The organism is Pseudolabrys sp. (assembly GCF_035943735.1).
Lineage (GTDB): Bacteria > Pseudomonadota > Alphaproteobacteria > Rhizobiales > Xanthobacteraceae > Pseudolabrys.
Genome location: NZ_DASZBV010000021.1, coordinates 205,964 through 226,599 on the forward strand (window position 1 = coordinate 205,964; position 20,636 = coordinate 226,599).

Here is a 20,636-nt window from a genome sequence, read left to right on the forward strand (position 1 = left end):
GTTTGCGGCCATTATCTGTGCACCGATGAACGGCAAGAAAGACATCGATCCGGCCAGCGAGGATTTGCGCGAAGACGATGAGGACGTCTCGCTGCCCGAGCTCGACCTCACGACCGACCAGCCGGAGGGCACGCTCGCCGCCGGTCGCGCCGCCATCGCCCGCGCCGTCAAACACGCGCCGTCGGCGCCGGGCGTCTACCGCATGTTCGACGGCAAGGGCGATGTGCTCTATGTCGGCAAGGCCAAGAACATCAAAAAGCGCGTGATGAATTACGCGCGGCCGACCGCTTATGACGCGCGCATCGCGCGTATGATCGCGGCGACGGTGACGATGGAGTTCGTCACCACCAAGACCGAGACCGAGGCGCTGCTCCTCGAAGCCAACCTGATCAAGCGCCTGCGCCCGCGCTTCAACGTGCTCTTACGCGACGACAAGTCGTTCCCCTACATCCTCATCACGTCGGATCATTGGGCGCCGCAGATCCTCAAGCATCGCGGCGCGCGCACGCGGCCCGGTCATTACTACGGTCCGTTCGCCAATGCCGGCGCGGTCAACCGCACCATCAACGCGCTGCAGCGCGCGTTCCTGCTGCGCTCGTGCTCGGATTCGTTTTTCGAGAGCCGCACGCGGCCGTGCCTGCTCTACCAGATCAAGCGCTGCTCGGCGCCGTGCACGCGCGAGATCGATTTTTCCGGCTACACCGAGCTGGTGCGCGAGGCCAACGAATTCCTCTCCGGCCACAGCCAGTCGGTGCAGAAGGAACTGGCGCAGGCGATGGATCAGTCTTCCGACGCGCTCGACTTCGAGCACGCGGCGATCTTCCGCGACCGCCTCGCCGCGCTGTCCGCCATTCAGTCGCACCAGGGCATCAACCCGCGCTCGCTCGAGGAGGCGGATGTCTTCGCCGTGCACCAGGACGGCGGCTACACCTGCATCCAGGTGTTCTTCTTCCGCACCGGCCAGAACTGGGGCAACCGCGCCTATTTCCCGAAGGCCGATCGCGCGTTCGAGCCGGGCGAAGTGCTGAGCGCCTTCATCGCGCAGTTCTACGACGACAAGCCGCCGCCGCGGCTGGTTCTGGTGTCGCACGAATTCGAGGAACGCGAGCTGCTCGCCGACGCGCTGACGACGAAAGCCGGGCGCAAGGTCGAGGTCTCGGTGCCGCAGCGCGGCGAGCGCAAGGAACTGGTGGCGCATGCGCTCGCCAATGCGCGCGAGGCGCTGGCGCGCAAGCTCGCCGACGCCTCCTCGCAGCAGCGGCTGTTGAACGCGATGACCGAGACCTTCGGGCTTTCGCGTGCGCCGCGCCGCATCGAGGTCTACGACAACAGCCACATCGCCGGCACCAACGCCGTCGGCGCCATGGTGGTCGCTGGGCCGGAGGGCTTCCGCAAGAACCAGTACCGCAAGTTCAATATCCGCTCGGCTGATCTCACGCCCGGCGACGACTATGCGATGATGCGCGAGGTGCTGCAGCGCCGGTTCAAGCGGCTGCTGACGGAGAATCCACGTCCGTTGCTTGACGATGCCGCCGCGGCGGTCCTGACGGGGGAGATGCCGGAGGCCGACGAGCAACCCTGGCCGGATCTCGTCCTCATCGACGGCGGGCAGGGGCAGTTGAAGGCCGCGACCGACACGTTGACGGAAATGGGCGTCACCGACGTGCCGCTGGTGTCGATCGCCAAGGGCATGGACCGCGAGGCCGGGCGAGAGACCTTCTTCATGGCGGGCAAGAGCCCATTCAAGCTGCCGCCGCGCGATCCCTTGCTCTATTTCGTCGAGCGGTTGCGCGACGAGGCGCACCGCTTCGCCATCGGCTCGCATCGCGCCCGCCGCAAAAAAGACATCCGCGAAGCGGGATTGCAGGAAATCCCGGGGATCGGGCCTACGCGCAAGCGCGCGCTGCTGCGCCATTTCGGCACTGTGAAAGCCATCGAACGCGCATCCCTGCCAGACCTCGCCAACGTGCCGGGAATTAATGCGGAGACCGCGCGAAAGATATATGAGTTCTTCCATGAAGGCGGAGCGCGCTAGCCGCTTGCTCCGTGGGGGAGAGGAAACACCGGAATGATCATCGCCAAGCAGGAAGACGTCACGCCGAAGGTGCTCGACTCCTACAGCACGATCGAGGATGCACGTGTGCGCGAGATCGTCGCGGCGCTGGTCAAGCATCTGCATGCCTTCGCGCGCGAGGTGCACCTGACCGAGGACGAATTCCGCAAGGGCACCGAGCTTGTCGCGAAGATGGGCCAGATGACCAACGACACGCACAACGAAGTCGTGCTGATGGCCGGCTCGCTCGGCTTCTCGGCACTGGTGTGCCTCTTGAACAACGGCAATAACGGCCAGACCGAGACCACCGCCAACCTGCTGGGGCCGTTCTGGCGCATGAACTCGCCGAAGACGGCGAACGGCGACACCATCATCCGCTCGCCGACGCCGGGCCCGGCGATCTTCGTCAACTGCGTCGTCAAGGACACGAAGGGCAATCCGATCGCCGGCGCCGTCTGCGACGTGTGGCATTCCTCGCCGGAAGGCTTCTACGAGCAGCAGGACCCCAACCAGGCTGAGATGAACCTGCGCGGCCAGTTCACCACCGACAAGGACGGCCGCTTCTGGTTCCGCAGCGTCAAGCCGGCCGGCTATCCGATCCCGATCGATGGACCGACCGGCGATCTGCTGCGCGCCGGCAAGCGCCACAATTTCCGCCCGGCGCACCTGCACTTCCTCATCTTCAAGCCCGGGTTCAAGACGCTGATCTCGCAGATCTACTCTCCGGACGACGACAGGCTGGAGACCGACTGCCAGTTCGGCGTCACCCGCGCGCTGATCGGCGACTACATCCGCCATACCGACAAGGCGCCGGCGGCGGACGTGAAAGGCGATTGGTATTCGCTGGATCAGACCTTCGTCATGGAGGCGGGCGAGGCGAAGCTGCCGCGGCCGCCGATCAAGTGATGGCGGCCGGCCGCTGCGGCGCGGCCGGTCACTGAAGCTTGTTTTGACCGCGGGCGTTGCCGAGCGCGATACGAGACGGCGGGGGCGGCGATAGTATGAAGCGAGGCGGTTGACCTGTCCGCCCCCGGAGTGTTCCTTGGCGTCGATGAATACCCTCAATTCCAGACGCTTGCCGGCCCGCCCGCTCGCCCTGCCGAACATCCTCACCTATGCCCGGATCGCCGCCGTTCCGGTCGTGGTTGGGCTGCTGGTCTGGCAGAGCATCTTCAGCGGCGGCCTGTGGCTGCGCTGGGTGGCGCTCGCCGTGTTCATCGGCGCCGGCGTGACCGATTTCTTCGACGGCTATTTCGCCCGCATCTGGGGCCAGCAGTCCTCGCTCGGGCGCATGCTCGACCCGATCGCCGACAAGCTCCTGGTCGCCGCCAGCCTGTTGATCCTCGCCGCCGGCAGCACCATCCGCGGCTGGACGCTGCTCGCCGCGGTCATCATCCTCTGCCGCGAGATCCTGGTCTCCGGCCTGCGCGAATACCTCGCGGAGTTGCAGGTGAGCGTGCCGGTGACGCGGCTTGCGAAGTGGAAGACCGGCGCCCAGATGGTGGCCATCGGTTTCCTCATCGCCGGCGAGGCGGGCGACCGCATCCTGCCGGGCGTCAGCCAGGCCGGCATTTTGCTGTTGTGGCTGTCCGCCGTGCTGACCTTGTATACCGGTTACGACTACATGCGCGCCGGCCTGCGCTACGTCATAGAAGAATGACATGAAGCTTCGCTATTTCGCCTGGGTGCGCGAGCGCATCGGCAAGCCGGAGGAGGACATCGACGTTCCGTCGAGCGTCACCACCGTCGGCGAGCTCGCCGCATGGCTCGCCACGCGCGGCGAGGAATACGCCTATGCCTTCGAGAACCCGAAAGTGGTGCGCGCCGCCATCGACCGCGTGCACGTGAAGCCGGACGCCAAGCTCGCCGGCGCCGGCGAGATCGCCTTCTTCCCGCCGATGACCGGAGGATGAGCGCTGTCATTCCGGGACGCGCCGAGGGCGCGGGTCCGGAATCCAGTGTTCTTGGCTTGGATTCCGGGTTCGCGTGCTGCGGACGCGCCCCGGAATGACGACGAGCGTGAACTGCACTACATTACCCCCATGACCGACACCGTCCGCATCCAGCGCGAACCGTTCGACCTCGCCGCCGAGACGGCGAAGCTGACGCACGGGCGTACCGACGTCGGCGCCGTCGTCACCTTCACCGGCATCTGCCGCGGCGACGAGCACGGCGAGCCGATCGCCGCGCTGACGCTCGAGCATTATCCCGGCATGGCCGAGGCGGAGATCGAGCGGCACGTCGCCGAGGCGCGCGAACGCTGGCCGCTCGCAGGCGTGACGGTGATCCACCGCCACGGCCGCATCGTGCCCGGCGAGGACATCATGATGGTGGCGACGACATCGTCGCATCGTCAGGCCGCCTTCGCCGCCGCCGAATTCCTGATGGACTACCTGAAGACGCGCGCGCCGTTCTGGAAGCAGGTCGAGAAGGCGGGCGGCGCCACCTGGGTTGACGCGAAGGCGACCGACGATGCCGCCGCCGAGCGCTGGAGCGCGCGCGGGCGGCACGCCGCGGAGTAACGATGCGCGCGCCGCATCCGACACGCCGTCACATGCTGCAACTCGCGGCCGGCAGCGGATTGTTCGCGCTCGGGCTGGCACCCGCCCACACCCGCGAGACGCGCATCGCCGCGCTGATTGCCGCGGGGCAGGCGCGCACCTTCATCGGCGCGCGCATCGACGTCATCTCGCACGCCCTCGTCGGCTCGCCTTACGTGTCCTATCCGCTGATCGGCGGGCCGAAGAAGCCGGAAGAATTCGTTCTGCGCGACGACGCCTTCGATTGCGTCACCTTTTGCGAGACGGTGGTGGCGGCGGCGCGCTCGTCCACGCTGGCCGACTTCGCGCCGCAACTGCGCCGGATCCGTTACCGCGAAGGCGTCGTCGACTGGCGCGAGCGCAATCACTATTTCGCCGACTGGAGCCTGCAGAATATCGCCAACGGCGTCTGCCGCGCGCTGGTGCTGCCGGAGGCGACGATCGTGGACAAGACCGTCTCCTACATGCGGGGCCTGCCGGTCGAGCGCGTTGCGCTGACCTCGATCCCGGCGGCGAGCGTGCTGGCGAACGCCGATCGTCTCGCCACCGGCGACGTCGTCGGCTTCCTGTCGCGGCGCCCGGGCATCGACTATTTCCACACCGGCTTCATCGTGATCGAGAAGAACGGGGCGTTGCTGCTGCGCCATGCCGCCAGGAGCAAAGGCCGCGTGCTCGATCAGCCGTTCGCGCAGTTCGTCGCCGAGAATGGCGCGCGCGCCGTGTCTCTGCTGCGGCCGCAGGAGGTGTGGTCGGGCGACGCGATCGTGTGAGGACCATCCCTCCCCTGAAAGGGGAGGGATGGAACGCGGCGCAGCATAGATTCTTTTAATTAGGACTATTGACCAGTCCTAGCTCGTGTGCCTATTATTCCTATGTCCGTTCCGGCCGGGGGCGTCGTCGCGAGGCGTCTCGATTGACGGGAGCGGATGCGGTGCCCGCAGGTTCGGCAAAACGCATGTCGGACTTCCGGGCGGCGACGGGGCTCCACTCGCAGGCACTAGGACCTGCCGCCAGGAGCTGGCTGACAGGCGTGGCTGGTCCACGTTCTCGAAAGCGTGGCCCGTGCGCCGTGACACGACACCGCTGTGGCGCGCCGAGAGGCGCCCGCATGTTTCGAGAGAGACATGCGGTACTAGGCTGGAAGTGTCGCGCCTGATCGGCGCGCCACACCCTCGGCATTCTTGCCGGGGAAGGACTCCCCGAGCCCCTGTTGGCCGGGGAAGGACGCCCCGAGCCCCTGTTGGCCGGGGGCCGAAGGGGAAGGCCGGCTCACCCGGGGCCGTTCAAACAATACGGGCGATCACCCATGGCTGTTTGAAAATTGAATATGTGAGGGGACGTCACCGAGGCTTGGCGCATTCGCGCCGCGCTGCTCAGGGTGACGGGGAAACAAAATGGCCGGGCTTTCGCCCGGCCATCGTATTCGCAAATCTACGGATGGTCTTACGCCGCCGCGGCCTTCGGCTGCACTTCGGCGGTGTAGTCGTCCATCAGTTGCTTGGTGATGGCGGCCGGCGTGAAACGCCAGTCGGCGATCTCCGCCACCGCGGTGACCTCGGCCGCCGAGCCGGTGATGAAGCACTCGGCAAAGCCGGTGAGCTCGTCCGGCATGATGCGCCGTTCGATCACTTCGATGCCGCGCTTCTTTGCCAGCGCGATCACCGTCTGCCGCGTGATGCCGTCGAGGAAGCAGTCCGCGGTCGGCGTATGGATCTTGCCGTCCTTGGTGAAGAAGATGTTGGCGCCGGTGCATTCGGCGACGCGGCCCTGCCAGTCGAGCATCATCGCGTCGGCGTAGCCGCGGCGCTCGGCGCGGTGCTTGGAGATGGTGCAGATCATGTACAGGCCGGCGGCCTTCGCGGTCGACGGCGCCGTCTTCGGATCGGGCCGGCGGTACTCGGCGAGATCGAGGCGGATGCCCTTGAGCCGCTGCTCGGGATCGAAGTAGCTCGGCCATTCCCACGACGCGATCGCCAGGTGGATGGTGTTCGACTGCGCCGAGACGCCCATCATCTCCGAGCCGCGCCAGGCGACCGGGCGGACATAGGCTTCCTTCCGGCCGTTCTTCTCGACCACCGTCTGCTTGGCGGCCATGATCTCGGCGACGGAATAGGGGATGTCGAAGTCGAGGAGGTTGGCGGAGCGCTTCAGACGCTCGGCGTGCTCCTTGTTCTTGAAGATCTGGCCGCCATAGGCGCGCTCGCCCTCGAACACGCAGCTGCCGTAGTGCAGGCCGTGGCTCAGCACATGCAGGTTGGCGTCGTTCCACGGCAGCACCTTGCCGTCGTACCAGATGACCCCTTCAAGACGGTCGTAGGACTGCGCAGCCATAGGACTTCTCCTTCACTCGTACTTTTTGCGTCCGAGCCTGTCCGGAGGCCCGGCCGGAGCGCGCTTCCGCCGCTGTGATGGCGCATTTTCCGCGCCAACTGCAACACTTTGCGTCGTCCGGCAACTCCCGGTATGACAACCCGGAGGGCGGGAGCACCTCTGTTAAACCCGTTCGCACCCGGCAGCAGGAGCGTGGCGTACGATCCTTTCGTCGGTGGCGGTGTTTTTGTAACATAAAACCAAAATATGTCAACATGACTGACATAAATTGGCGGCCCAAGCTGGTGGACGCAGCCGGCGACGCCCCCGACCGCTCAGGGGCGTCGGCTGATCCCATCTGGGACATCATCGAGCTCCTGTTCTTCGCCTACCGTGACTTCGTCGGCGATCCCGACGAGGTGCTGTCCAAGCTCGGCTTCGGCCGGGCGCATCATCGCGTCGTGCACTTCGTCAACCGCAATCCCGGTGTGAAGGTCGCCGACCTCCTGGACATCCTGAACATCACCAAGCAATCGCTCGGCCGCGTGCTCAAGCAGCTCGTCGATGAAGGCTACGTGCTGCAGAAGGAGGGCGCGCAGGACCGCCGCCAGCGTTTGCTCTACGCGACGCCGAAGGGTGAGGCGCTGTCGCTGAAGCTGGCGCAGCTGCAGACCGAGCGCATCACCCGCGCCTTCTCGGAGCTCGGGCCCGGCGCGCACGATGCCGCGCGGCGCTTCCTCACTGCCATGATCGACGCCGACAACCGCGAGGGCGTGCTGCGCCTCATCGCCCGCGCCGACCGCGCCAAGGCGCGAGAGTGACGATGATTGCCGTCGCACCAATGGCCGACAACGCGCCGCATCTGCTGGTGGTCGACGACGACCGCCGCATTCGCGATCTGTTGTCGCGCTTCCTCGCCAGCGAGGGCTACCGCGTCTCGACCGCGGAGACCGCCGCCGATGCGCGCGCCAAGCTCAAGAGCCTCAGCTTCGATCTGCTCGTGCTCGACGTCATGATGCCCGGCGAGACCGGATTCGACTTCGCGCAGTCGCTGCGCACGGAATCGACGGTGCCGATCCTGATGCTGACCGCGCGCGACGCCGCCGAGAGCCGCATCAAGGGCCTCGAAATGGGCGCCGACGATTACCTGTCGAAGCCGTTCGAGCCGCGCGAACTGTCCTTGCGCATCGCCAACATCCTCAAGCGCGCGCAGCCGCCGGCGCCGCAGCCGCTCGAGTCGGTGCGCTTCGGCCCCTTCGTCTTCCACATCGCGCGCGGCGAATTGCGCAAGGGCGAGGACAGCGTGCGCCTCACCGACCGCGAGCGCGATATGCTGCGCGTGCTCGCCGCCACGGCCGGCGAGACCGTGCCGCGCGGGGCGCTCGCCGGTAACGGCGGCTCGGTCAGCGAGCGCGCCGTCGACGTGCAGGTCAATCGCCTGCGCCGCAAGATCGAGCGCAACCCGGCCGATCCCTTGTTCGTGCAGACCGTGCGCGGCATCGGCTACCGGCTGGTGATCGCTACATGACCAGCCTCGACATCGGCCAAGGCGTGCGCACGGCGCTGACGCGCATGCGCGAAGCGTGGGAATGGTACGATTCCATCCCGCCGATCCGGCGTATCCACGCCGGCCTCGGGCAGGTCGGCGACGGCTGGCGCCGCGCGAGCCGCTGGCTGAACGGCTTCATGCCGAAAGGGCTCTATGCCCGCGCGCTGCTCATCATCATCGCGCCGATGGTGATCCTGCAGTCGGTGATCGCCTTCGTCTTCATGGAGCGGCACTGGAACCTGGTGACGCAGCGCCTGTCGGCCGACGTCGTGCACGATATCGGCGCGCTGATCGACGTCTACAAAGCCTATCCGCAGGACGCCGACCGCTCCAAGATCCGCAAGGTTGCGCAGGACCGCCTCGGCCTCGTCGTCGACTTCCTGCCGATGGGCGAATTGCCGCCGCCGGGACCGAAGCCGTTCTTCTCGCTGCTCGACCAGACTTTGTCCGAGGAACTGCGCAAGCAGATCGCGCGCCCGTTCTGGATCGACACTGTTGGCAAGTCGTCGCTGGTCGAGATCCGCATCCAGCTCGACAACACGGTGATGCGCATCTTCGCGCGCCGCAGCGCCGCCTATGCGTCCAACTCCGAGATCTTCCTGTTGTGGATGGTCGGCACCTCGACGGTCCTGTTGATCGTCGCCATCGCCTTCCTGCGCAACCAGATCAAGCCGATCGTGCGGCTCGCCGACGCCGCGGAAAGCTTCGGCAAGGGCCGTGAAGTGCCGAACTTCCGGCCGCGCGGCGCGCGCGAGGTGCGGCGGGCGGCGGCAGCCTTCATCGAGATGAAGACGCGCATCGAGCGCGCCATCGAGCAGCGCACGGCCATGCTCGCCGGCGTTTCTCACGACCTGCGCACGGTGCTGACGCGCTTCAAGCTCGAACTGGCGCTGATCGATACCAATCCCGAAGTCGAGGCGATGAAGAAGGATGTCGACGAGATGGCCCGCATGCTCGAGGCCTATCTCGCCTTCGCGCGCGGCGACCTCGGCGAGAGCTCGGCGCCGACCGACATGGCCGATTTCCTCGAGGAACTGCGGCTCGACGCCGAGCGGCACGGCCATCGCGCCACGGTCGTCTTTCATGGGCCGCCGATCGTCACCGTTCGGCCGGCCGCCTTCAAACGCTGCCTCGCCAATCTGGTGTCGAACGCCGCGCGCTATGCGCCGTCGATCGCCATTACCGGCCATCGCGATCATCGCTATCTGACGGTGACGGTGGACGACGACGGCCCGGGCATCCCGGCCGATATGCGCGAGGACGTGTTCAAGCCGTTCCTGCGCCTCGACGACGCGCGCAATCAGGACGAAGGCGGCACGGGACTCGGGCTCGCCATTGCGCGCGACATCGCGCGCTCGCACGGCGGCGACATCACGCTCGGCGATTCACCGCTCGGTGGCCTGCGCGCGACGGTGCGGGTGCCGGTTTAGGCGACGTCGGCCTCTGCCAGCCCCTCGTCGAGCGGCCGGCGGCGGTGACGCCGGCGCACGCCGCGCAAGGCGCAGGGCAGGGCGCAGAGATCGCCGAGGAAGCCGTCCCAACGTTCGGCACTGGCGAGGCCGCGGTCGAGCGCCGCCATGGTGCGGTTAAGGCCTTCTTCCTCGTCATCGAGCCAGACGCCGACGACGCGCGCGAACAACAGCGCCGCGCCCTGCGCACGCAATGCGCCGCGGGGACCGCTGGTGCTGATGCCGGCGGCTTCCAGCATCCATTTCTGCGACCGCACGGCGACGCCGTTCATCGCGAGCGCTAGTCCGGGATTGCGCCGTGCCGACATGAGCATCGAACGCACTGCTTCCTTGTGCGGCGTGAGTTCTTCCAGCCGCCGCATCATGACGTCGAACAGGCGGTCGCGATGCGGCTCTTCGCCCATGTCGCCGCTCACTTCGCCGCCGCTCTCGTCGAGCACGGCCTCGTCGACCGCTTTCACGAACGCGGCGTAGATGAACAAGGTCGAGCCGAACTCGGCGCGCAGCTGCGAGAGCTTGAGGCCGGCCCGGCCGGCGACTTCGGCGAGGCCGACGTCCTCGAAGCGGCGTTCGGACAGAAGCTCGAGAAAAGCCTGTATCGCCTTGTCGCGGTTCGACGGGGCGGCTTCCGGCATATCCATGGCCATGGCGGTGTCTCCTTCCAGCTGTCCCTCGAATCTAGGTGCGCCGGAGGAGCCGTTCCAGAGGCCGGTCTAGCCGGCGAGCTCGCGGGAACGCCGGGTCGCCGCCGCGATAGCCTCGGTCAGCAGCGCGTCGAAACCGCCCGGCGCCATCAGCACCGACAGCGCCGCGGCGGTGGTACCGCCTGGCGAAGTGACGTTCTGCCGCAGCGTCGCGGCATCGAGGTGGGAACGATGCAGCAGCTCGCCGGAACCGGTCACCGTCTCGCGCGCCAGCCGCAGCGCCAGTTGTTCCGGCAGCCCGGCGGCGATGCCGGCTTTCGCCATCGCCTCGGCCAGCAGGAACACATAGGCCGGACCGGAGCCGGACAGCGCCGTCACCGCGTCGAGCAGGGCCTCGTCTTCGACCCATTCCACCTTGCCGATGGCGGCGAGCAGGTTGGTCGCCAGCTTCCGCTGCCGCGCGTTCACGTGCGCGTTGGCGCAGGCGACCGTGATGCCGCGCCCGACGGCGGCCGGCGTGTTCGGCATGGCGCGCACGATCGCGGTGCCAGTCGGCAAGCGCTCCTCGAGGAAGCGCAATGTGCGTCCGGCCATGATCGAGACGACCAGAGTGCCCTTGCCGACGTTTACGGCGAGCGGCGGCACCGCGTCCGGCGCGGTCTGCGGCTTGACGGCAACGACGATGGCGGCGGCTTCCGCCGCGCTCTTCGGATTGAGCCTTGTGCCGCGCTTCACCAGCGCCTTCACCGGACGAGCCGGCTGCGGCTCGACGATGACAAGCTTGCGCGCGTTGAGCCCGCGTGTCAGCCAGCCGTCGACCATGGCCTGGCCCATCTTGCCGGCGCCGACGAGCAGCAGCGGGCCGGCGAAGGCAGCGAGCGTCTTTTGCGAGGCAGGTTTCTTCATGACGCGGCGACAATACGGAAAGGCGCGCGTCGCGTCACGCCTCGCCCGAGGTCTCGAACATCGCCGCTTCCAGCGCTTCCTTCGCGGTCTTGCCTGCCCAGACGACGAACTGGAAGGCGCTGAAGTAGCGCTCGCAAGTGTCGAGCGCCGTGCCGAGCAGCGACTGGCATTGCTGGCCGGAGGCTTCGCTGCCGCCGGCGAGGATCAACGCATGGCGGAACATGACGATGCCTTCGTTGACCCACATGTCGAAGTGGCCGACCCAGAGCCGCTCGTTGATCATCGAGATCAGGGCCTGGACGTCGCCGCGCCGCCGCTCCGGCACCTTCAGGTCGAAGGCGCAGGCGAGATGCAGCGCCTCGATGTCATCCATCCAGGTGTAGGAGAGCTGGTAGTCGGTCCAGCGGCCGGTCACCAGGATGGTGATCTCGTCGTCGCTCGCGCGCTCGAACGACCAGTCGTTGCCCGAGGCGAGGCGCTCAACCACGTCCAGCGGGTTGAGTCGGGAATCGTCAGTGTAGCTCGAGAGGGACATGACGTCTCCACTTTGCCGGATTGGAGCCAGGGAAACGCACGCCACCGAACGCGCACGGCTTCCTTACCCCGGAGGCCGGGGCGCGGTCCGCTTTTGACGCAGGGATTACGGATACCTTGACGCTAGGAGCGAATCAGGGAGCCGACTCGACTATAACCCGCTCGATTCCGACCGCCAGAGGCATCTTGTAGGCGTTATGAGCCGTGATTTGCGGACTCGTGGCAACCGGCCGGTCCGGAATCTCCACAGCCAATCCGGGCCCCTGTGGAATCGGCGGTGGATAACTTTTGCCGCTCCGCCGCGGCGACGGGCGCCGCGTCCGCGTTGTTTCTCAATTCTTCAGTCGAACAGGCTCGATACCGACTCTTCGGAAGCCGTGCGCTCGATCGCCTCGCCGATCAGGTTGCCGATCTGGAGAATGCGGATGTTGGCGGTGGCCTGCACATCCTTCGTCGGCTGAATCGAATCGGTGATCACCAGTTCCTTTAGCCGCGAGCCGCCGATGCGGCCGACCGCGCCGCCCGAGAGCACGCCGTGGCTGATATAGGCGTAGACGTCCTTGGCGCCCTGCTTGAGCAGCGCGTCGGCGGCGTTCACCAGCGTGCCGCCCGAGTCGACGATATCGTCGATGAGGATGCAGGTGTGCCCGGCCACCTCGCCGATGACGTTCATCACTTCCGATTCGCCCGCCCGCTCGCGGCGCTTGTCGACGATGGCGAGCGGCGCGTTGATGCGCTTCGCCAGTCCGCGCGCGCGGGCGACGCCGCCGACGTCGGGCGACACCACCATCACGTTTTCGAACGAACGCTCCTTGATGTCGCGCACCATCAGCGGCGACGCATAGAGGTTGTCGGTCGGGATATCGAAGAAGCCCTGGATCTGCCCGGCGTGCAGGTCGAGCGTCATCACGCGATCCGCTCCGGCGCGAGTAATCAGGTTGGCGACGAGTTTGGCCGAGATCGGCGCGCGCGGGCCCGGCTTGCGGTCCTGGCGGGCGTAGCCGAAGTAGGGGATCACCGCCGTGATGCGGCGCGCCGAGGCGCGGCGCAGCGCGTCGATGATGATCAGCAATTCCATCAGGTGGTCGTTGGCAGGGAACGAGGTCGACTGCACGACGAAGACGTCGGCGCCGCGCACGTTCTCCTGAATCTCGACGAACACTTCCATGTCGGCGAAGCGCCGCACCACCGCCTTGGTCAGCGGGGTTTTCAGGTACGCGCTGATCGCCTGCGCCAAGACGGGATTTGAGTTGCCGGCGACGAGCTTGATCGCCCCGTTCTTGCCCGACATCCAAAAACCTCGCCGTTTACGTGCGGAAATTGTGGCGTGGTCATAACAAGGCGTGATCCGTGCGGCAATATGTGCAGCACGCGCTGTCCGCCGCTTTCGGCAGGCAAAATGAACGGAAAATGATCGTTTTTCAGTGAGCGTGGGCCGACAGGGTCACGGTCTGGCGGAGCGAGGCCGTACGGTCGTCGGGCCGTTTCGGCGGCAGCGGCACGGCGTTCGCGGCGGCCGAGCTTTCCGCCGGATCGACGTTCGGCTGCGACACCCGGAATATGCCGGCGGCTTCCGGGGTCGAATCGTCGTGATCGCCGATCAGCGCCAGCCGCGGCTCGTTCGCCGGCGTCGGCGTGCCGGGGTCAACGTCGGGCGAGGTGAGGAAGGCGGCGAGCTGCTCGACGCTGGAGCGGGCGATCCGCCGCATCATGGCGTCGTCGGCGGCGGCCCATGCCTTGCCGCTCTTGGCGTCCTCGCTGCCGCTGATGCGGTAGGCGCGCCGTTGCTGATCGTCGAACACGTCCCAGACCCAGGAAATGGTGGTCTTGCCGCGTTCGACGCTGGCGGCGAAATAGCCGCGCACGCGATAGGCGGAGGATTGCTCGCGTGGCAGTACCGCGAGCCGGCGCTGTTGCGCCTCGCCGTTGAGGTCCTGCACCAGCGTCTGGAAATGATCCTGCGGCAGACCGTCGATGGACTCGAAGGCGACGGTGGCGCCGCGCGGCGCGGCCGCGGCGACGCCGCCCTGGTTCGCAGTCTGACAACCGGCCAGCGCCAGCGCGCCGGCGATTGCGAGCCCGAGCGGCGCACGCAATGTCCATGACTCCGCGGCGCGCAGCGCGCGGCGGATACAGTTCAGCATCGTCGACGTCCCTGTGGCCGCTTGTTTTTTGTGATCCCCTGCGGCCGAGAGGAAGCGTAATGGCTGGCGTCAGGCTGAGTCCAGCACGGCATGGTGTCGGCCCTGCCGCTGAGGACAACTCTCAGTCGCCGAGGGCGATGGCGTTGATATGCCGGCCATAATCCGGCTCGCCGCGCTGGCTCATGCGGCGGTAACTGAAGAAGCGCTCGGGATCGGCATAGGTGCAGAGGCCGAGATCCTCGAAGCTTCCCACTCCGGCGCGGCGGGCGCGCTCGCCGATATAACCGGTGAGGTCGAACATCGCGTGGCCTGCGCGCGCCGCCGGCACGAAGAAGCGGGCATTGTCCGCATCGGCGGCGAGGAAGCGCTCGACGAACTCCGGCCCGACCTCGTAATTCGGCTGTCGGATGGTCGGCCCGAGCGCGACGGCGATGCGTCCGCGTGCGGCGCCGAGTTTCTCCATGGCGGCGAGCGTCGCTTCGATGACGCCGGTGAAGGCGCCGCGCCAGCCGGCATGCGCGGCGCCGATCACGCCGGCCTCGGCATCGGCGAACAACAGCGGGCCGCAGTCGGCGGTCGACACGCCGATGGCGAGCTTCGGCTCGCGCGTGACCAGCGCGTCGGCGCGCGGCCGCGTCTCCTGCGTCCACGAACCGTCGGCCACCACCACGTCGGGCGAGTGGATTTGATATGGCGTGAGGAAGCGCTCCGGCGTCACGCCCAAAGTCGCGGCCATGCGCGCGCGATTTTCCGTCACCTTCTCCGGAGCGTCGTTAGAGCCGATGCCGCCGTTGAGGCTGGCATAGACGCCATCCGAGACGCCGCCGCTGCGGGTGAAGAAAGTGTGGCGGATGCGCGCCAGCTTCGAGAGCGAGGGAGCCTGCAGCATTTTGAACCGTCGTCTACCGGGTGATTCAGATCAATGAAGCCGATTTGCCCCCGGGGCAACAAGGATCGTCCGAGTCCACTGCGGAGGTTTTCATGAAGGGTTTGTTTCTGGGCGGTGTGGCCGTATTGGGGCTCGCGCTGCTGCCGGCGTATGCGTCCGCAGCCGCGATCGGTGCGGGCGCGCGCAATCTGCTGGACCAGCCATCCGCACCCTTGCTGCTCCAGGTGCAGGATCGTCACCACGGCGGCGGCGGAGGCCATCGCGGCGGCGGTGGCGGGCATCATCGTGGCGGCGGTGGCGGTGGCGGTGGTGATGGCGCCGGCGCGGCAGCCGCGGGCGCGGCGATCGGGCTGTTCCTCGGCGCGGTCATCGCCACGGAAGCGCAGCGCCAGCAGGCGATCAGCTACTGCGCCCATCGCTTTCGCAGCTACGACCCCAACAGCATGACCTATGTCGGCCGCGACGGCCGCCGGCACCGCTGCCCGTAAATTTCAGGGTTCGAATGCCGGCGGCGCGCCGAGTTTCGGATGCGCGAAGGCCGCCGCCTTGAACAGCGCGCCCATCTGGGTCGCGCCCGCGCCAGTGAGCCGCGCCAGCGCCGCGTCGATTTGTGTTGCGACGTCGGGCGCGGCGTTCTCTTTCAGTTTCGCCGCGCGCGCCGCGATGCCGAGCCGCTGCAGCAATTCGCTTTGGCTGATCGGCCCGAAAGTGGCGGCGCCGACCGACACGACGGCGCGCATCAACGCCGCGAAATCGACATGTGCGGTGAGATCGAGCTCACCCGGCGTGGCGAGCGGATCGGCGAAGGCGTGACCGCCGAGCGCCTGCAGCGTGTCGCCAATCGCGGTCGCGACGTGACCGTAGTCGATCACCAAAGCGGCGCCACCCTGCTGCGCCAGCCGCGCCCCGAGGGCCCGCGCCGCGCCATCGTCGCGCCATTCGAAGATCGCGCCGTCCGCGGCTTCGCGCGCCGATGCGGGAAGCCGCGCGTCGAGGCCGGCGAGCGGCTCCGCGGCGGGCATGAACACCAGCTTGTCGCCGTCGATGCCGACGCGGCGCTCGCACCAGCCGCCCGGCGTCTTCACCGCCTGATGCACCGGCAGCGCATCGAAGAACTCGTTGGCGATGACGATCGCCGGACCCTCCGGCACCGCGTCGAGCGAGGCGTGCCACGACAGCGGCGGCGCGACGCCGTGCAAGGTCTGCTGCTGCTTCGCCTTCAAGGCCGGGCTGATCTCGACGAGATGCACGCTCGCAGCATCGAGCAAGCCCGGCATCACCTTTGCTGCGCGCAGCGCATCGCTCATCAGCGTGCCGCGGCCGGGGCCGAGCTCGACGATGCGAACGCGCGCCGGTGCACCCATCCGCTGCCAGACCGCCGCCATCCACACGCCGATGAGCTCGCCGAACGTCTGGCTCACTTCCGGCGCGGTGATGAAATCGCCGCGCGCGCCGAAGGGGTCGCGCGTCACGTAATAGCCGTAGCGCGGATGTCCGAGGCAGAGCGCCATGTATTCGGCCACCGGGATCGGTCCGTGCGCGGCGATGCGCGCGCGGATCTCGGTCTCGAGCGGCGAGGGCGCCATCAGCGCGGCTGCTTGGCAGGCTGCTTCAGCGCGTAGACGACGAAGCAGACGCCAGCGATGAACAGCGGGATCGACAGCAACTGGCCCATGGTCGCGCCGCCCCACAGGAAGCCGAGCTGCACGTCCGGTTCGCGGAAGAATTCGCAGAACGACCGCGCGCAGGCATAGAACATCGCGAACGAGCCGATGATCAGGCCCGGCCGCTTCAAGGCGCCGAGGCGGATCATCACGTAGAGGAAGGCGAGCAGCGCCAGCCCTTCGAGGCTCGCTTCATAGAGCTGGCTCGGATGGCGCGGGATCGGGCCGCCGGTGGGGAAGATCATCGCCCACGGCACGTCGGTCGGCCGGCCCCACAATTCGCCGTTCACGAAGTTGGCGAGGCGGCCGAGGAAGAGTCCGATCGGTCCGACCGCGCAGGTGACGTCGCCGAGCGACAGGATCGAGAGGCCTCGGCTGCGCGCGAACAGCACCACAGCCACGACGCAGCCGGTGAAGCCGCCGTGGAACGACATGCCGCCGGTCCACAGTTCGAAGATCTGCAGCGGATGCGCGGCGAAGAACGGCAGGTTGTAGAACAGCACGTAGCCGATGCGGCCGCCGAGGATGATGCCGAGCGTCACCCACAGCACGAAGTCGTCGAAGTCGGTGACGGACAGTGGCGGCTTGCCGCCCCACCATTTCTCGGAGCGGACGATGGCGCGGGCATAGGCCCAGCCGATCAGGATGCCGAAGATGTAGGCGAGCGCGTACCATCGGATCGCCAGCGGGCCGATATGGACGAGAATCGGATCGATACGCGGGTAGGGGATCAGCAGAAAGGGCATAGTGCTCTCAAATCGGCGGGTGCGCCCCCGCGCCACGGCATCCCTAGCACGCCGGGCCTTGCGGCGGGATGACCGGGACGCCATTGTCTCGGCGAAGTCCCGGAGGCCGTAATCATGACCCAGACCAGCAACCGCATCTTCGACGAGATGGCCCGCCTCATGAACGACGCGGCCGGAGTCGCGCAAGGGGTGCGGCGGGAGTTCGACAGCCTGTTCCGCAGCCAGGCCGAGCGGATCCTGCGCGAGCTCGACGTGGTGCCGCGCGAGGAGTTCGAGGCGGTCAAGGACATGGCGCGGCTGGCGCGCGAGGAGAACGAGGCGCTGAAGGCGCGCATCGAGGCGCTGGAAGCGAAAGCCGCGTCGAAAAAGGCCAAGCCGGCCGCCGAGGCGCCGGCGGAGCCGCCGAGCACCCCGCCGCTCGGCAAATGACGCGCATTTCGCGCGTTCCTTGCACTTTCAGCCCCCCGTCGCTATAAGCCAGCGCGAAACGCGGCCCCCGGCACCCCTGGAGGCTTGCCGCGTTCGCGGGCGGCCGAAAAAGCCGCCTTTTTCCATTGGCTTATACGAGGTTTTGCTATGGCAACCGTCCAGACGATGAAGGCGACGGTGCGCCCGAAAGGCGGCAAGGGGGCCGCGCGGGCTGCACGATATTCCGGCCAGGTGCCGGGAGTGGTTTACGGCGACAACAAGCCCCCGATGATGGTGCTGCTCGACCATGACGAGCTGCGCAAGCGCATCTACGCCGGGCGCTTCCTAACGACCCTCTACGAACTCGAGGTGGACGGCGCCAAGCACCGCGTCATCCCGCGCGACTTCCAGCTCGACGCGATCAAGGACCTGCCGATGCACGTGGACTTCCTCCGCGTGGCGGAAGGCGCCTCGATCCGCGTCAACATCCCCGTGCACGTGCTCAATGCCGAGCAGTCGCCGGGTGTGAAGCGCGGCGGCGCGGTCAACATCGTCACGCACACCGTGCTGGTGTCGTGCCCGGCCGACGCGATCCCGAACTCGATCGACGTCGATATCGCCGGCGTCGACATCAATCACTCCAAGCACCTGTCCGACGTGCAGCTGCCGCCGAACGTGAAGGTGATTGCGCACGGCGACATCACGCTGGTCACCGTCGTGCCGCCGTCCGGTTACGCCGAAGAGCAGCGTCAGGCTGCCGAAGCCGCTGCCGCCGCTGCTGCTGCCGCCGCCGCTCCGGCTGCTGCTGCTCCGGCTGCGGGCGCTGCCGCTCCGGCCGCCGGTGCCGCCGCTCCGGCCGCTGGCGCTGCCGCGCCGGCCGCCGGTGGTGCCGCGCCGGCCAAGAAGTGAGGGGGCGCGCACTCCGCGCCTCTTTTCCTCTCCGGGAGACCGACGTAGGGCGGCGGAAACGCCGTTGACGCCATGCTGCTCTTCGTCGGCCTCGGCAATCCCGGCGCGCGTTACGCCGGCAATCGCCACAACATCGGTTTCATGGCGGTCGACGCGATCGCCAAGCGCCATGACTTCGGGCCGTTTCGCCGCAAGTTTGAGGGCGTCGCCGCGGAAGGCAGCATCGCCGACACGCGTGTGACGCTGCTGATGCCGGGCACGTTCATGAACGAGTCGGGACGCGCGGTGGCCGAAGCCGCGCGCCTTTACAAGATCGCGCCGGCCGACGTGGTCGTGTTCCATGACGAACTCGAACTGCCGCCCGGCAAGCTGCGGGTGAAGACCGGCGGCGGCAATGCCGGCCATAACGGGCTGCGCTCGATCAGCGGTCTGATCAGCAACGACTACAAACGCGTGCGGCTCGGCATCGGTCATCCGGGCCAGAAGCACCTGGTGGAATCCTACGTGCTGCAGGACTTCCACAAGTCGGAGTGGCCGTGGGTGAAGACGCTATGCGAGGCCGTCGCCGACAACGTGGCGCTTTTGGCCGAAGGCAAGGATTCGACCTTCCAGAACAAAGTTCATCTCGCCATGACCGCGAAAGGCTTTGGCGACGCGGAGCCGTCCGGCTCCAAATGACATCTTGAAGCAAAGAGACGCGGGACCATGGGTTTCAAATGCGGCATCGTCGGCCTGCCGAACGTCGGCAAGTCGACGCTCTTCAACGCGCTGACGCAGACGGCGGCGGCGCAGGCGGCGAACTATCCGTTCTGCACCATCGAGCCGAACGTCGGTGAGATCGCGGTGCCGGATCCACGGCTGGACAAGCTCTCCACGCTGGCCAAGTCCGAGCAAATCATCCCGACGCGCATCACCTTTGTCGACATCGCCGGCCTGGTGAAGGGCGCGTCGAAGGGCGAAGGCCTCGGCAACAAGTTCCTCGCCACCATCCGCGAGGTCGACGCTATCGTGCACGTCGTGCGCTGCTTCGAGGACTCCGACGTTACCCATGTCGAAGGCAAGATCGATCCGATCGCCGACATCGAGACGATCGAGACCGAATTGATGCTCGCCGATCTCGAGAGTCTGGAGAAGCGCGTCGACGCGCTCGAGAAGAAGGCGAAGGGCAACGACAAGGAAGCCAAGGAGACGCTCGACCTGGTCAAGCGCGCGCTCAAGCTCTTGCAGGATGGCAAGCCGGCGCGCTTCGTCGAGCGCAAGCCGGAAGAAGAGAAGCTGTTTCATTCACTCGGCCTGCTGACCTCCGCCCCGGTGCTCTACGCCTGCAATGTCGAGGAAGGCTCGGCCGCGAGCGGCAACGAATTCTCCCGCCGCGTGGAAGGGCGCGCGAAGGAGGAGGGCGCCGTCGCCGTCGTCATCTCCGCCAAGATCGAATCCGAGATCGCGACGCTGCCGCCGGAGGAGCGCGCGGACTATCTCGAGGCCGTCGGTCTCAAGGAAACCGGACTCGATCGGCTGGTGCGAGCCGGTTACGCGCTGTTGCATCTCGTCACCTACTTCACGGTCGGTCCGAAGGAGACGCGCGCCTGGACCATCACCGTCGGCACCAAGGCGCCGCAGGCGGCGGGCGTCATCCACACCGATTTCGAGAAGGGTTTCATCCGCGCCGAGACCATCGGCTACGACGACTACATCGCCACCGGCGGCGAGGCTGGTGCGCGCGACGCCGGCAAGATGCGGCTCGAAGGCAAGGACTACGTCGTCCAGGACGGCGACGTGATGCATTTCCGCTTTGCCAACTGACGCCCGGTTCATGCGCCCCGCGCATGCCCCGGCCTGGGTTGTGACAGAGGCAAGTCCCGGCGCGGCAG

At 67.2% G+C, this 20,636-nt stretch carries 23 protein-coding genes; 14 read left to right on the forward strand and 9 right to left on the reverse strand.

The annotated features are described in order from the left end of the window. The first annotated feature begins 25 nt into the window (after positions 1 to 25). The 6 genes from uvrC (at position 26) to VGV41_RS16765 (ending at position 5,363) form a co-directional block, all read left to right on the forward strand. A complete protein-coding gene (gene uvrC / locus VGV41_RS16740; protein WP_326865067.1) occupies positions 26 to 2,035 on the forward strand; it encodes an excinuclease ABC subunit UvrC in 2,010 nt (669 codons plus the stop codon). A gap of 33 nt (positions 2,036 to 2,068) precedes the next feature. Beyond that, positions 2,069 to 2,959 carry a dioxygenase gene (locus tag VGV41_RS16745; RefSeq protein ID WP_326865068.1) on the forward strand — a complete coding sequence of 297 codons (891 nt, stop codon included), beginning with the start codon at positions 2,069 to 2,071 and terminating at the stop codon, positions 2,957 to 2,959. A gap of 145 nt (positions 2,960 to 3,104) precedes the next feature. Next, a complete protein-coding gene (gene pgsA / locus VGV41_RS16750) occupies positions 3,105 to 3,713 on the forward strand; it encodes a CDP-diacylglycerol--glycerol-3-phosphate 3-phosphatidyltransferase (protein ID WP_326865116.1) in 609 nt (202 codons plus the stop codon). Position 3,714: 1 nt separating this feature from the next. After that, entirely contained in the window at positions 3,715 to 3,966 is a 252-nt protein-coding gene (gene moaD, locus VGV41_RS16755; RefSeq protein ID WP_326865069.1) for a molybdopterin converting factor subunit 1, read from the forward strand. Positions 3,967 to 4,095: 129 nt separating this feature from the next. Further along, the gene (locus VGV41_RS16760) at positions 4,096 to 4,575 is read left to right on the forward strand and encodes a molybdenum cofactor biosynthesis protein MoaE (RefSeq protein WP_326865070.1); all 480 of its coding nucleotides are present in this window, start codon (positions 4,096 to 4,098) and stop codon (positions 4,573 to 4,575) included. A 2-nt stretch (positions 4,576 to 4,577) separates the two neighbouring features. Next, positions 4,578 to 5,363: an N-acetylmuramoyl-L-alanine amidase-like domain-containing protein gene (locus VGV41_RS16765; protein WP_326865071.1), complete on the forward strand. Its 786-nt coding sequence runs from the start codon at positions 4,578 to 4,580 to the stop codon at positions 5,361 to 5,363. Positions 5,364 to 6,036: 673 nt separating this feature from the next. Here VGV41_RS16765 and VGV41_RS16770 read toward each other — a convergent pair. Continuing rightward, positions 6,037 to 6,924, reverse strand: coding sequence for a branched-chain amino acid aminotransferase (locus tag VGV41_RS16770; protein ID WP_326865072.1), 888 nt, complete (start codon positions 6,922 to 6,924; stop codon positions 6,037 to 6,039). 254 nt (positions 6,925 to 7,178) lie between these two features. Here VGV41_RS16770 and VGV41_RS16775 point away from each other — a divergent pair, with 254 nt between their 5' ends. Genes VGV41_RS16775 through VGV41_RS16785 form a run of 3 tightly spaced genes read left to right on the forward strand, consistent with a single transcriptional unit; the run spans position 7,179 to position 9,882 of the window. After that, positions 7,179 to 7,724 (forward strand): MarR family winged helix-turn-helix transcriptional regulator, encoded by a 546-nt coding sequence (locus tag VGV41_RS16775; protein ID WP_326865073.1) that lies wholly within the window; start codon positions 7,179 to 7,181, stop codon positions 7,722 to 7,724. A gap of 2 nt (positions 7,725 to 7,726) precedes the next feature. Beyond that, entirely contained in the window at positions 7,727 to 8,431 is a 705-nt protein-coding gene (locus VGV41_RS16780) for a response regulator transcription factor (RefSeq protein WP_326865074.1), read from the forward strand. A gap of 44 nt (positions 8,432 to 8,475) precedes the next feature. After that, complete coding sequence (locus VGV41_RS16785) at positions 8,476 to 9,882, forward strand: ATP-binding protein (RefSeq protein WP_414705138.1); 1,407 nt, start codon at positions 8,476 to 8,478, stop codon at positions 9,880 to 9,882. Here the strand turns inward: VGV41_RS16785 and VGV41_RS16790 are convergent. The 6 genes from VGV41_RS16790 to pgeF all read right to left on the reverse strand — a co-directional run bounded on the left by VGV41_RS16790 (position 9,879) and on the right by pgeF (position 15,038). Beyond that, positions 9,879 to 10,568, reverse strand: coding sequence for a TetR/AcrR family transcriptional regulator (locus tag VGV41_RS16790; RefSeq protein WP_326865076.1), 690 nt, complete (start codon positions 10,566 to 10,568; stop codon positions 9,879 to 9,881). The two genes, VGV41_RS16785 and VGV41_RS16790, sit on opposite strands and share 4 nt — an antisense overlap. A 66-nt stretch (positions 10,569 to 10,634) precedes the next feature. After that, positions 10,635 to 11,471 (reverse strand): pyrroline-5-carboxylate reductase, encoded by an 837-nt coding sequence (proC, locus tag VGV41_RS16795; protein WP_326865077.1) that lies wholly within the window; start codon positions 11,469 to 11,471, stop codon positions 10,635 to 10,637. Positions 11,472 to 11,505: 34 nt separating this feature from the next. Beyond that, positions 11,506 to 12,006, reverse strand: a complete 501-nt coding sequence (locus VGV41_RS16800) for a YbjN domain-containing protein (RefSeq protein WP_326865078.1) — start codon at positions 12,004 to 12,006, stop codon at positions 11,506 to 11,508. A 339-nt stretch (positions 12,007 to 12,345) separates the two neighbouring features. Beyond that, the gene (locus tag VGV41_RS16805; protein WP_326865079.1) at positions 12,346 to 13,296 is read right to left on the reverse strand and encodes a ribose-phosphate pyrophosphokinase; all 951 of its coding nucleotides are present in this window, start codon (positions 13,294 to 13,296) and stop codon (positions 12,346 to 12,348) included. A 130-nt stretch (positions 13,297 to 13,426) separates the two neighbouring features. After that, positions 13,427 to 14,149 carry a hypothetical protein gene (locus VGV41_RS16810; protein ID WP_326865080.1) on the reverse strand — a complete coding sequence of 241 codons (723 nt, stop codon included), beginning with the start codon at positions 14,147 to 14,149 and terminating at the stop codon, positions 13,427 to 13,429. Between the two features lie 121 nt (positions 14,150 to 14,270). After that, complete coding sequence (pgeF, locus tag VGV41_RS16815) at positions 14,271 to 15,038, reverse strand: peptidoglycan editing factor PgeF (protein ID WP_326865081.1); 768 nt, start codon at positions 15,036 to 15,038, stop codon at positions 14,271 to 14,273. A gap of 92 nt (positions 15,039 to 15,130) precedes the next feature. On the opposite strand from pgeF, the gene VGV41_RS16820 reads away from it, so the two are divergent. Further along, a complete protein-coding gene (locus tag VGV41_RS16820; RefSeq protein ID WP_326865082.1) occupies positions 15,131 to 15,526 on the forward strand; it encodes a BA14K family protein in 396 nt (131 codons plus the stop codon). Between the two features lie 3 nt (positions 15,527 to 15,529). Here the strand turns inward: VGV41_RS16820 and VGV41_RS16825 are convergent, their stop codons facing one another. Then, positions 15,530 to 16,624, reverse strand: a complete 1,095-nt coding sequence (locus VGV41_RS16825; protein ID WP_326865083.1) for a class I SAM-dependent methyltransferase — start codon at positions 16,622 to 16,624, stop codon at positions 15,530 to 15,532. Continuing rightward, complete coding sequence (gene lgt / locus VGV41_RS16830) at positions 16,624 to 17,448, reverse strand: prolipoprotein diacylglyceryl transferase (RefSeq protein WP_326865084.1); 825 nt, start codon at positions 17,446 to 17,448, stop codon at positions 16,624 to 16,626. The genes VGV41_RS16825 and lgt overlap by 1 nt, the downstream gene beginning before the upstream one ends. A 114-nt stretch (positions 17,449 to 17,562) precedes the next feature. Between lgt and VGV41_RS16835 the strand changes: the two genes are divergently transcribed. From VGV41_RS16835 to ychF, 4 genes are all read left to right on the forward strand, one after another. Further along, complete coding sequence (locus VGV41_RS16835; RefSeq protein WP_326865085.1) at positions 17,563 to 17,877, forward strand: accessory factor UbiK family protein; 315 nt, start codon at positions 17,563 to 17,565, stop codon at positions 17,875 to 17,877. Positions 17,878 to 18,024: 147 nt separating this feature from the next. Continuing rightward, positions 18,025 to 18,765 (forward strand): 50S ribosomal protein L25/general stress protein Ctc, encoded by a 741-nt coding sequence (locus VGV41_RS16840; protein ID WP_326865087.1) that lies wholly within the window; start codon positions 18,025 to 18,027, stop codon positions 18,763 to 18,765. Between the two features lie 72 nt (positions 18,766 to 18,837). Next, positions 18,838 to 19,443 (forward strand): aminoacyl-tRNA hydrolase, encoded by a 606-nt coding sequence (gene pth, locus VGV41_RS16845; RefSeq protein WP_326865088.1) that lies wholly within the window; start codon positions 18,838 to 18,840, stop codon positions 19,441 to 19,443. Between the two features lie 27 nt (positions 19,444 to 19,470). Next, positions 19,471 to 20,568, forward strand: a complete 1,098-nt coding sequence (gene ychF, locus VGV41_RS16850) for a redox-regulated ATPase YchF (RefSeq protein WP_326865089.1) — start codon at positions 19,471 to 19,473, stop codon at positions 20,566 to 20,568. The last annotated feature ends 68 nt before the right edge of the window (positions 20,569 to 20,636 follow it).

Excerpts from the sequence above, each read along its gene's own strand:
- uvrC (WP_326865067.1), top strand. The coding sequence starts at position 26 with ATGAACGGCAAGAAAGACATCGATCCGGCCAGCGAGGATTTGCGCGAA.
- VGV41_RS16745 (WP_326865068.1), top strand. The coding sequence starts at position 2,069 with ATGATCATCGCCAAGCAGGAAGACGTCACGCCGAAGGTGCTCGACTCC.
- pgsA (WP_326865116.1), top strand. The coding sequence starts at position 3,105 with ATGAATACCCTCAATTCCAGACGCTTGCCGGCCCGCCCGCTCGCCCTG.
- moaD (WP_326865069.1), top strand. The coding sequence starts at position 3,715 with ATGAAGCTTCGCTATTTCGCCTGGGTGCGCGAGCGCATCGGCAAGCCG.
- VGV41_RS16760 (WP_326865070.1), top strand. The coding sequence starts at position 4,096 with ATGACCGACACCGTCCGCATCCAGCGCGAACCGTTCGACCTCGCCGCC.
- VGV41_RS16765 (WP_326865071.1), top strand. The coding sequence starts at position 4,578 with ATGCGCGCGCCGCATCCGACACGCCGTCACATGCTGCAACTCGCGGCC.
- VGV41_RS16770 (WP_326865072.1), bottom strand. The coding sequence starts at position 6,924 with ATGGCTGCGCAGTCCTACGACCGTCTTGAAGGGGTCATCTGGTACGAC.
- VGV41_RS16775 (WP_326865073.1), top strand. The coding sequence starts at position 7,179 with ATGACTGACATAAATTGGCGGCCCAAGCTGGTGGACGCAGCCGGCGAC.
- VGV41_RS16780 (WP_326865074.1), top strand. The coding sequence starts at position 7,727 with ATGATTGCCGTCGCACCAATGGCCGACAACGCGCCGCATCTGCTGGTG.
- VGV41_RS16785 (WP_414705138.1), top strand. The coding sequence starts at position 8,476 with ATGCGCGAAGCGTGGGAATGGTACGATTCCATCCCGCCGATCCGGCGT.
- VGV41_RS16790 (WP_326865076.1), bottom strand. The coding sequence starts at position 10,568 with ATGGCCATGGATATGCCGGAAGCCGCCCCGTCGAACCGCGACAAGGCG.
- proC (WP_326865077.1), bottom strand. The coding sequence starts at position 11,471 with ATGAAGAAACCTGCCTCGCAAAAGACGCTCGCTGCCTTCGCCGGCCCG.
- VGV41_RS16800 (WP_326865078.1), bottom strand. The coding sequence starts at position 12,006 with ATGTCCCTCTCGAGCTACACTGACGATTCCCGACTCAACCCGCTGGAC.
- VGV41_RS16805 (WP_326865079.1), bottom strand. The coding sequence starts at position 13,296 with ATGTCGGGCAAGAACGGGGCGATCAAGCTCGTCGCCGGCAACTCAAAT.
- VGV41_RS16810 (WP_326865080.1), bottom strand. The coding sequence starts at position 14,149 with ATGCTGAACTGTATCCGCCGCGCGCTGCGCGCCGCGGAGTCATGGACA.
- pgeF (WP_326865081.1), bottom strand. The coding sequence starts at position 15,038 with ATGCTGCAGGCTCCCTCGCTCTCGAAGCTGGCGCGCATCCGCCACACT.
- VGV41_RS16820 (WP_326865082.1), top strand. The coding sequence starts at position 15,131 with ATGAAGGGTTTGTTTCTGGGCGGTGTGGCCGTATTGGGGCTCGCGCTG.
- VGV41_RS16825 (WP_326865083.1), bottom strand. The coding sequence starts at position 16,624 with ATGGCGCCCTCGCCGCTCGAGACCGAGATCCGCGCGCGCATCGCCGCG.
- lgt (WP_326865084.1), bottom strand. The coding sequence starts at position 17,448 with ATGCCCTTTCTGCTGATCCCCTACCCGCGTATCGATCCGATTCTCGTC.
- VGV41_RS16835 (WP_326865085.1), top strand. The coding sequence starts at position 17,563 with ATGACCCAGACCAGCAACCGCATCTTCGACGAGATGGCCCGCCTCATG.
- VGV41_RS16840 (WP_326865087.1), top strand. The coding sequence starts at position 18,025 with ATGGCAACCGTCCAGACGATGAAGGCGACGGTGCGCCCGAAAGGCGGC.
- pth (WP_326865088.1), top strand. The coding sequence starts at position 18,838 with ATGCTGCTCTTCGTCGGCCTCGGCAATCCCGGCGCGCGTTACGCCGGC.
- ychF (WP_326865089.1), top strand. The coding sequence starts at position 19,471 with ATGGGTTTCAAATGCGGCATCGTCGGCCTGCCGAACGTCGGCAAGTCG.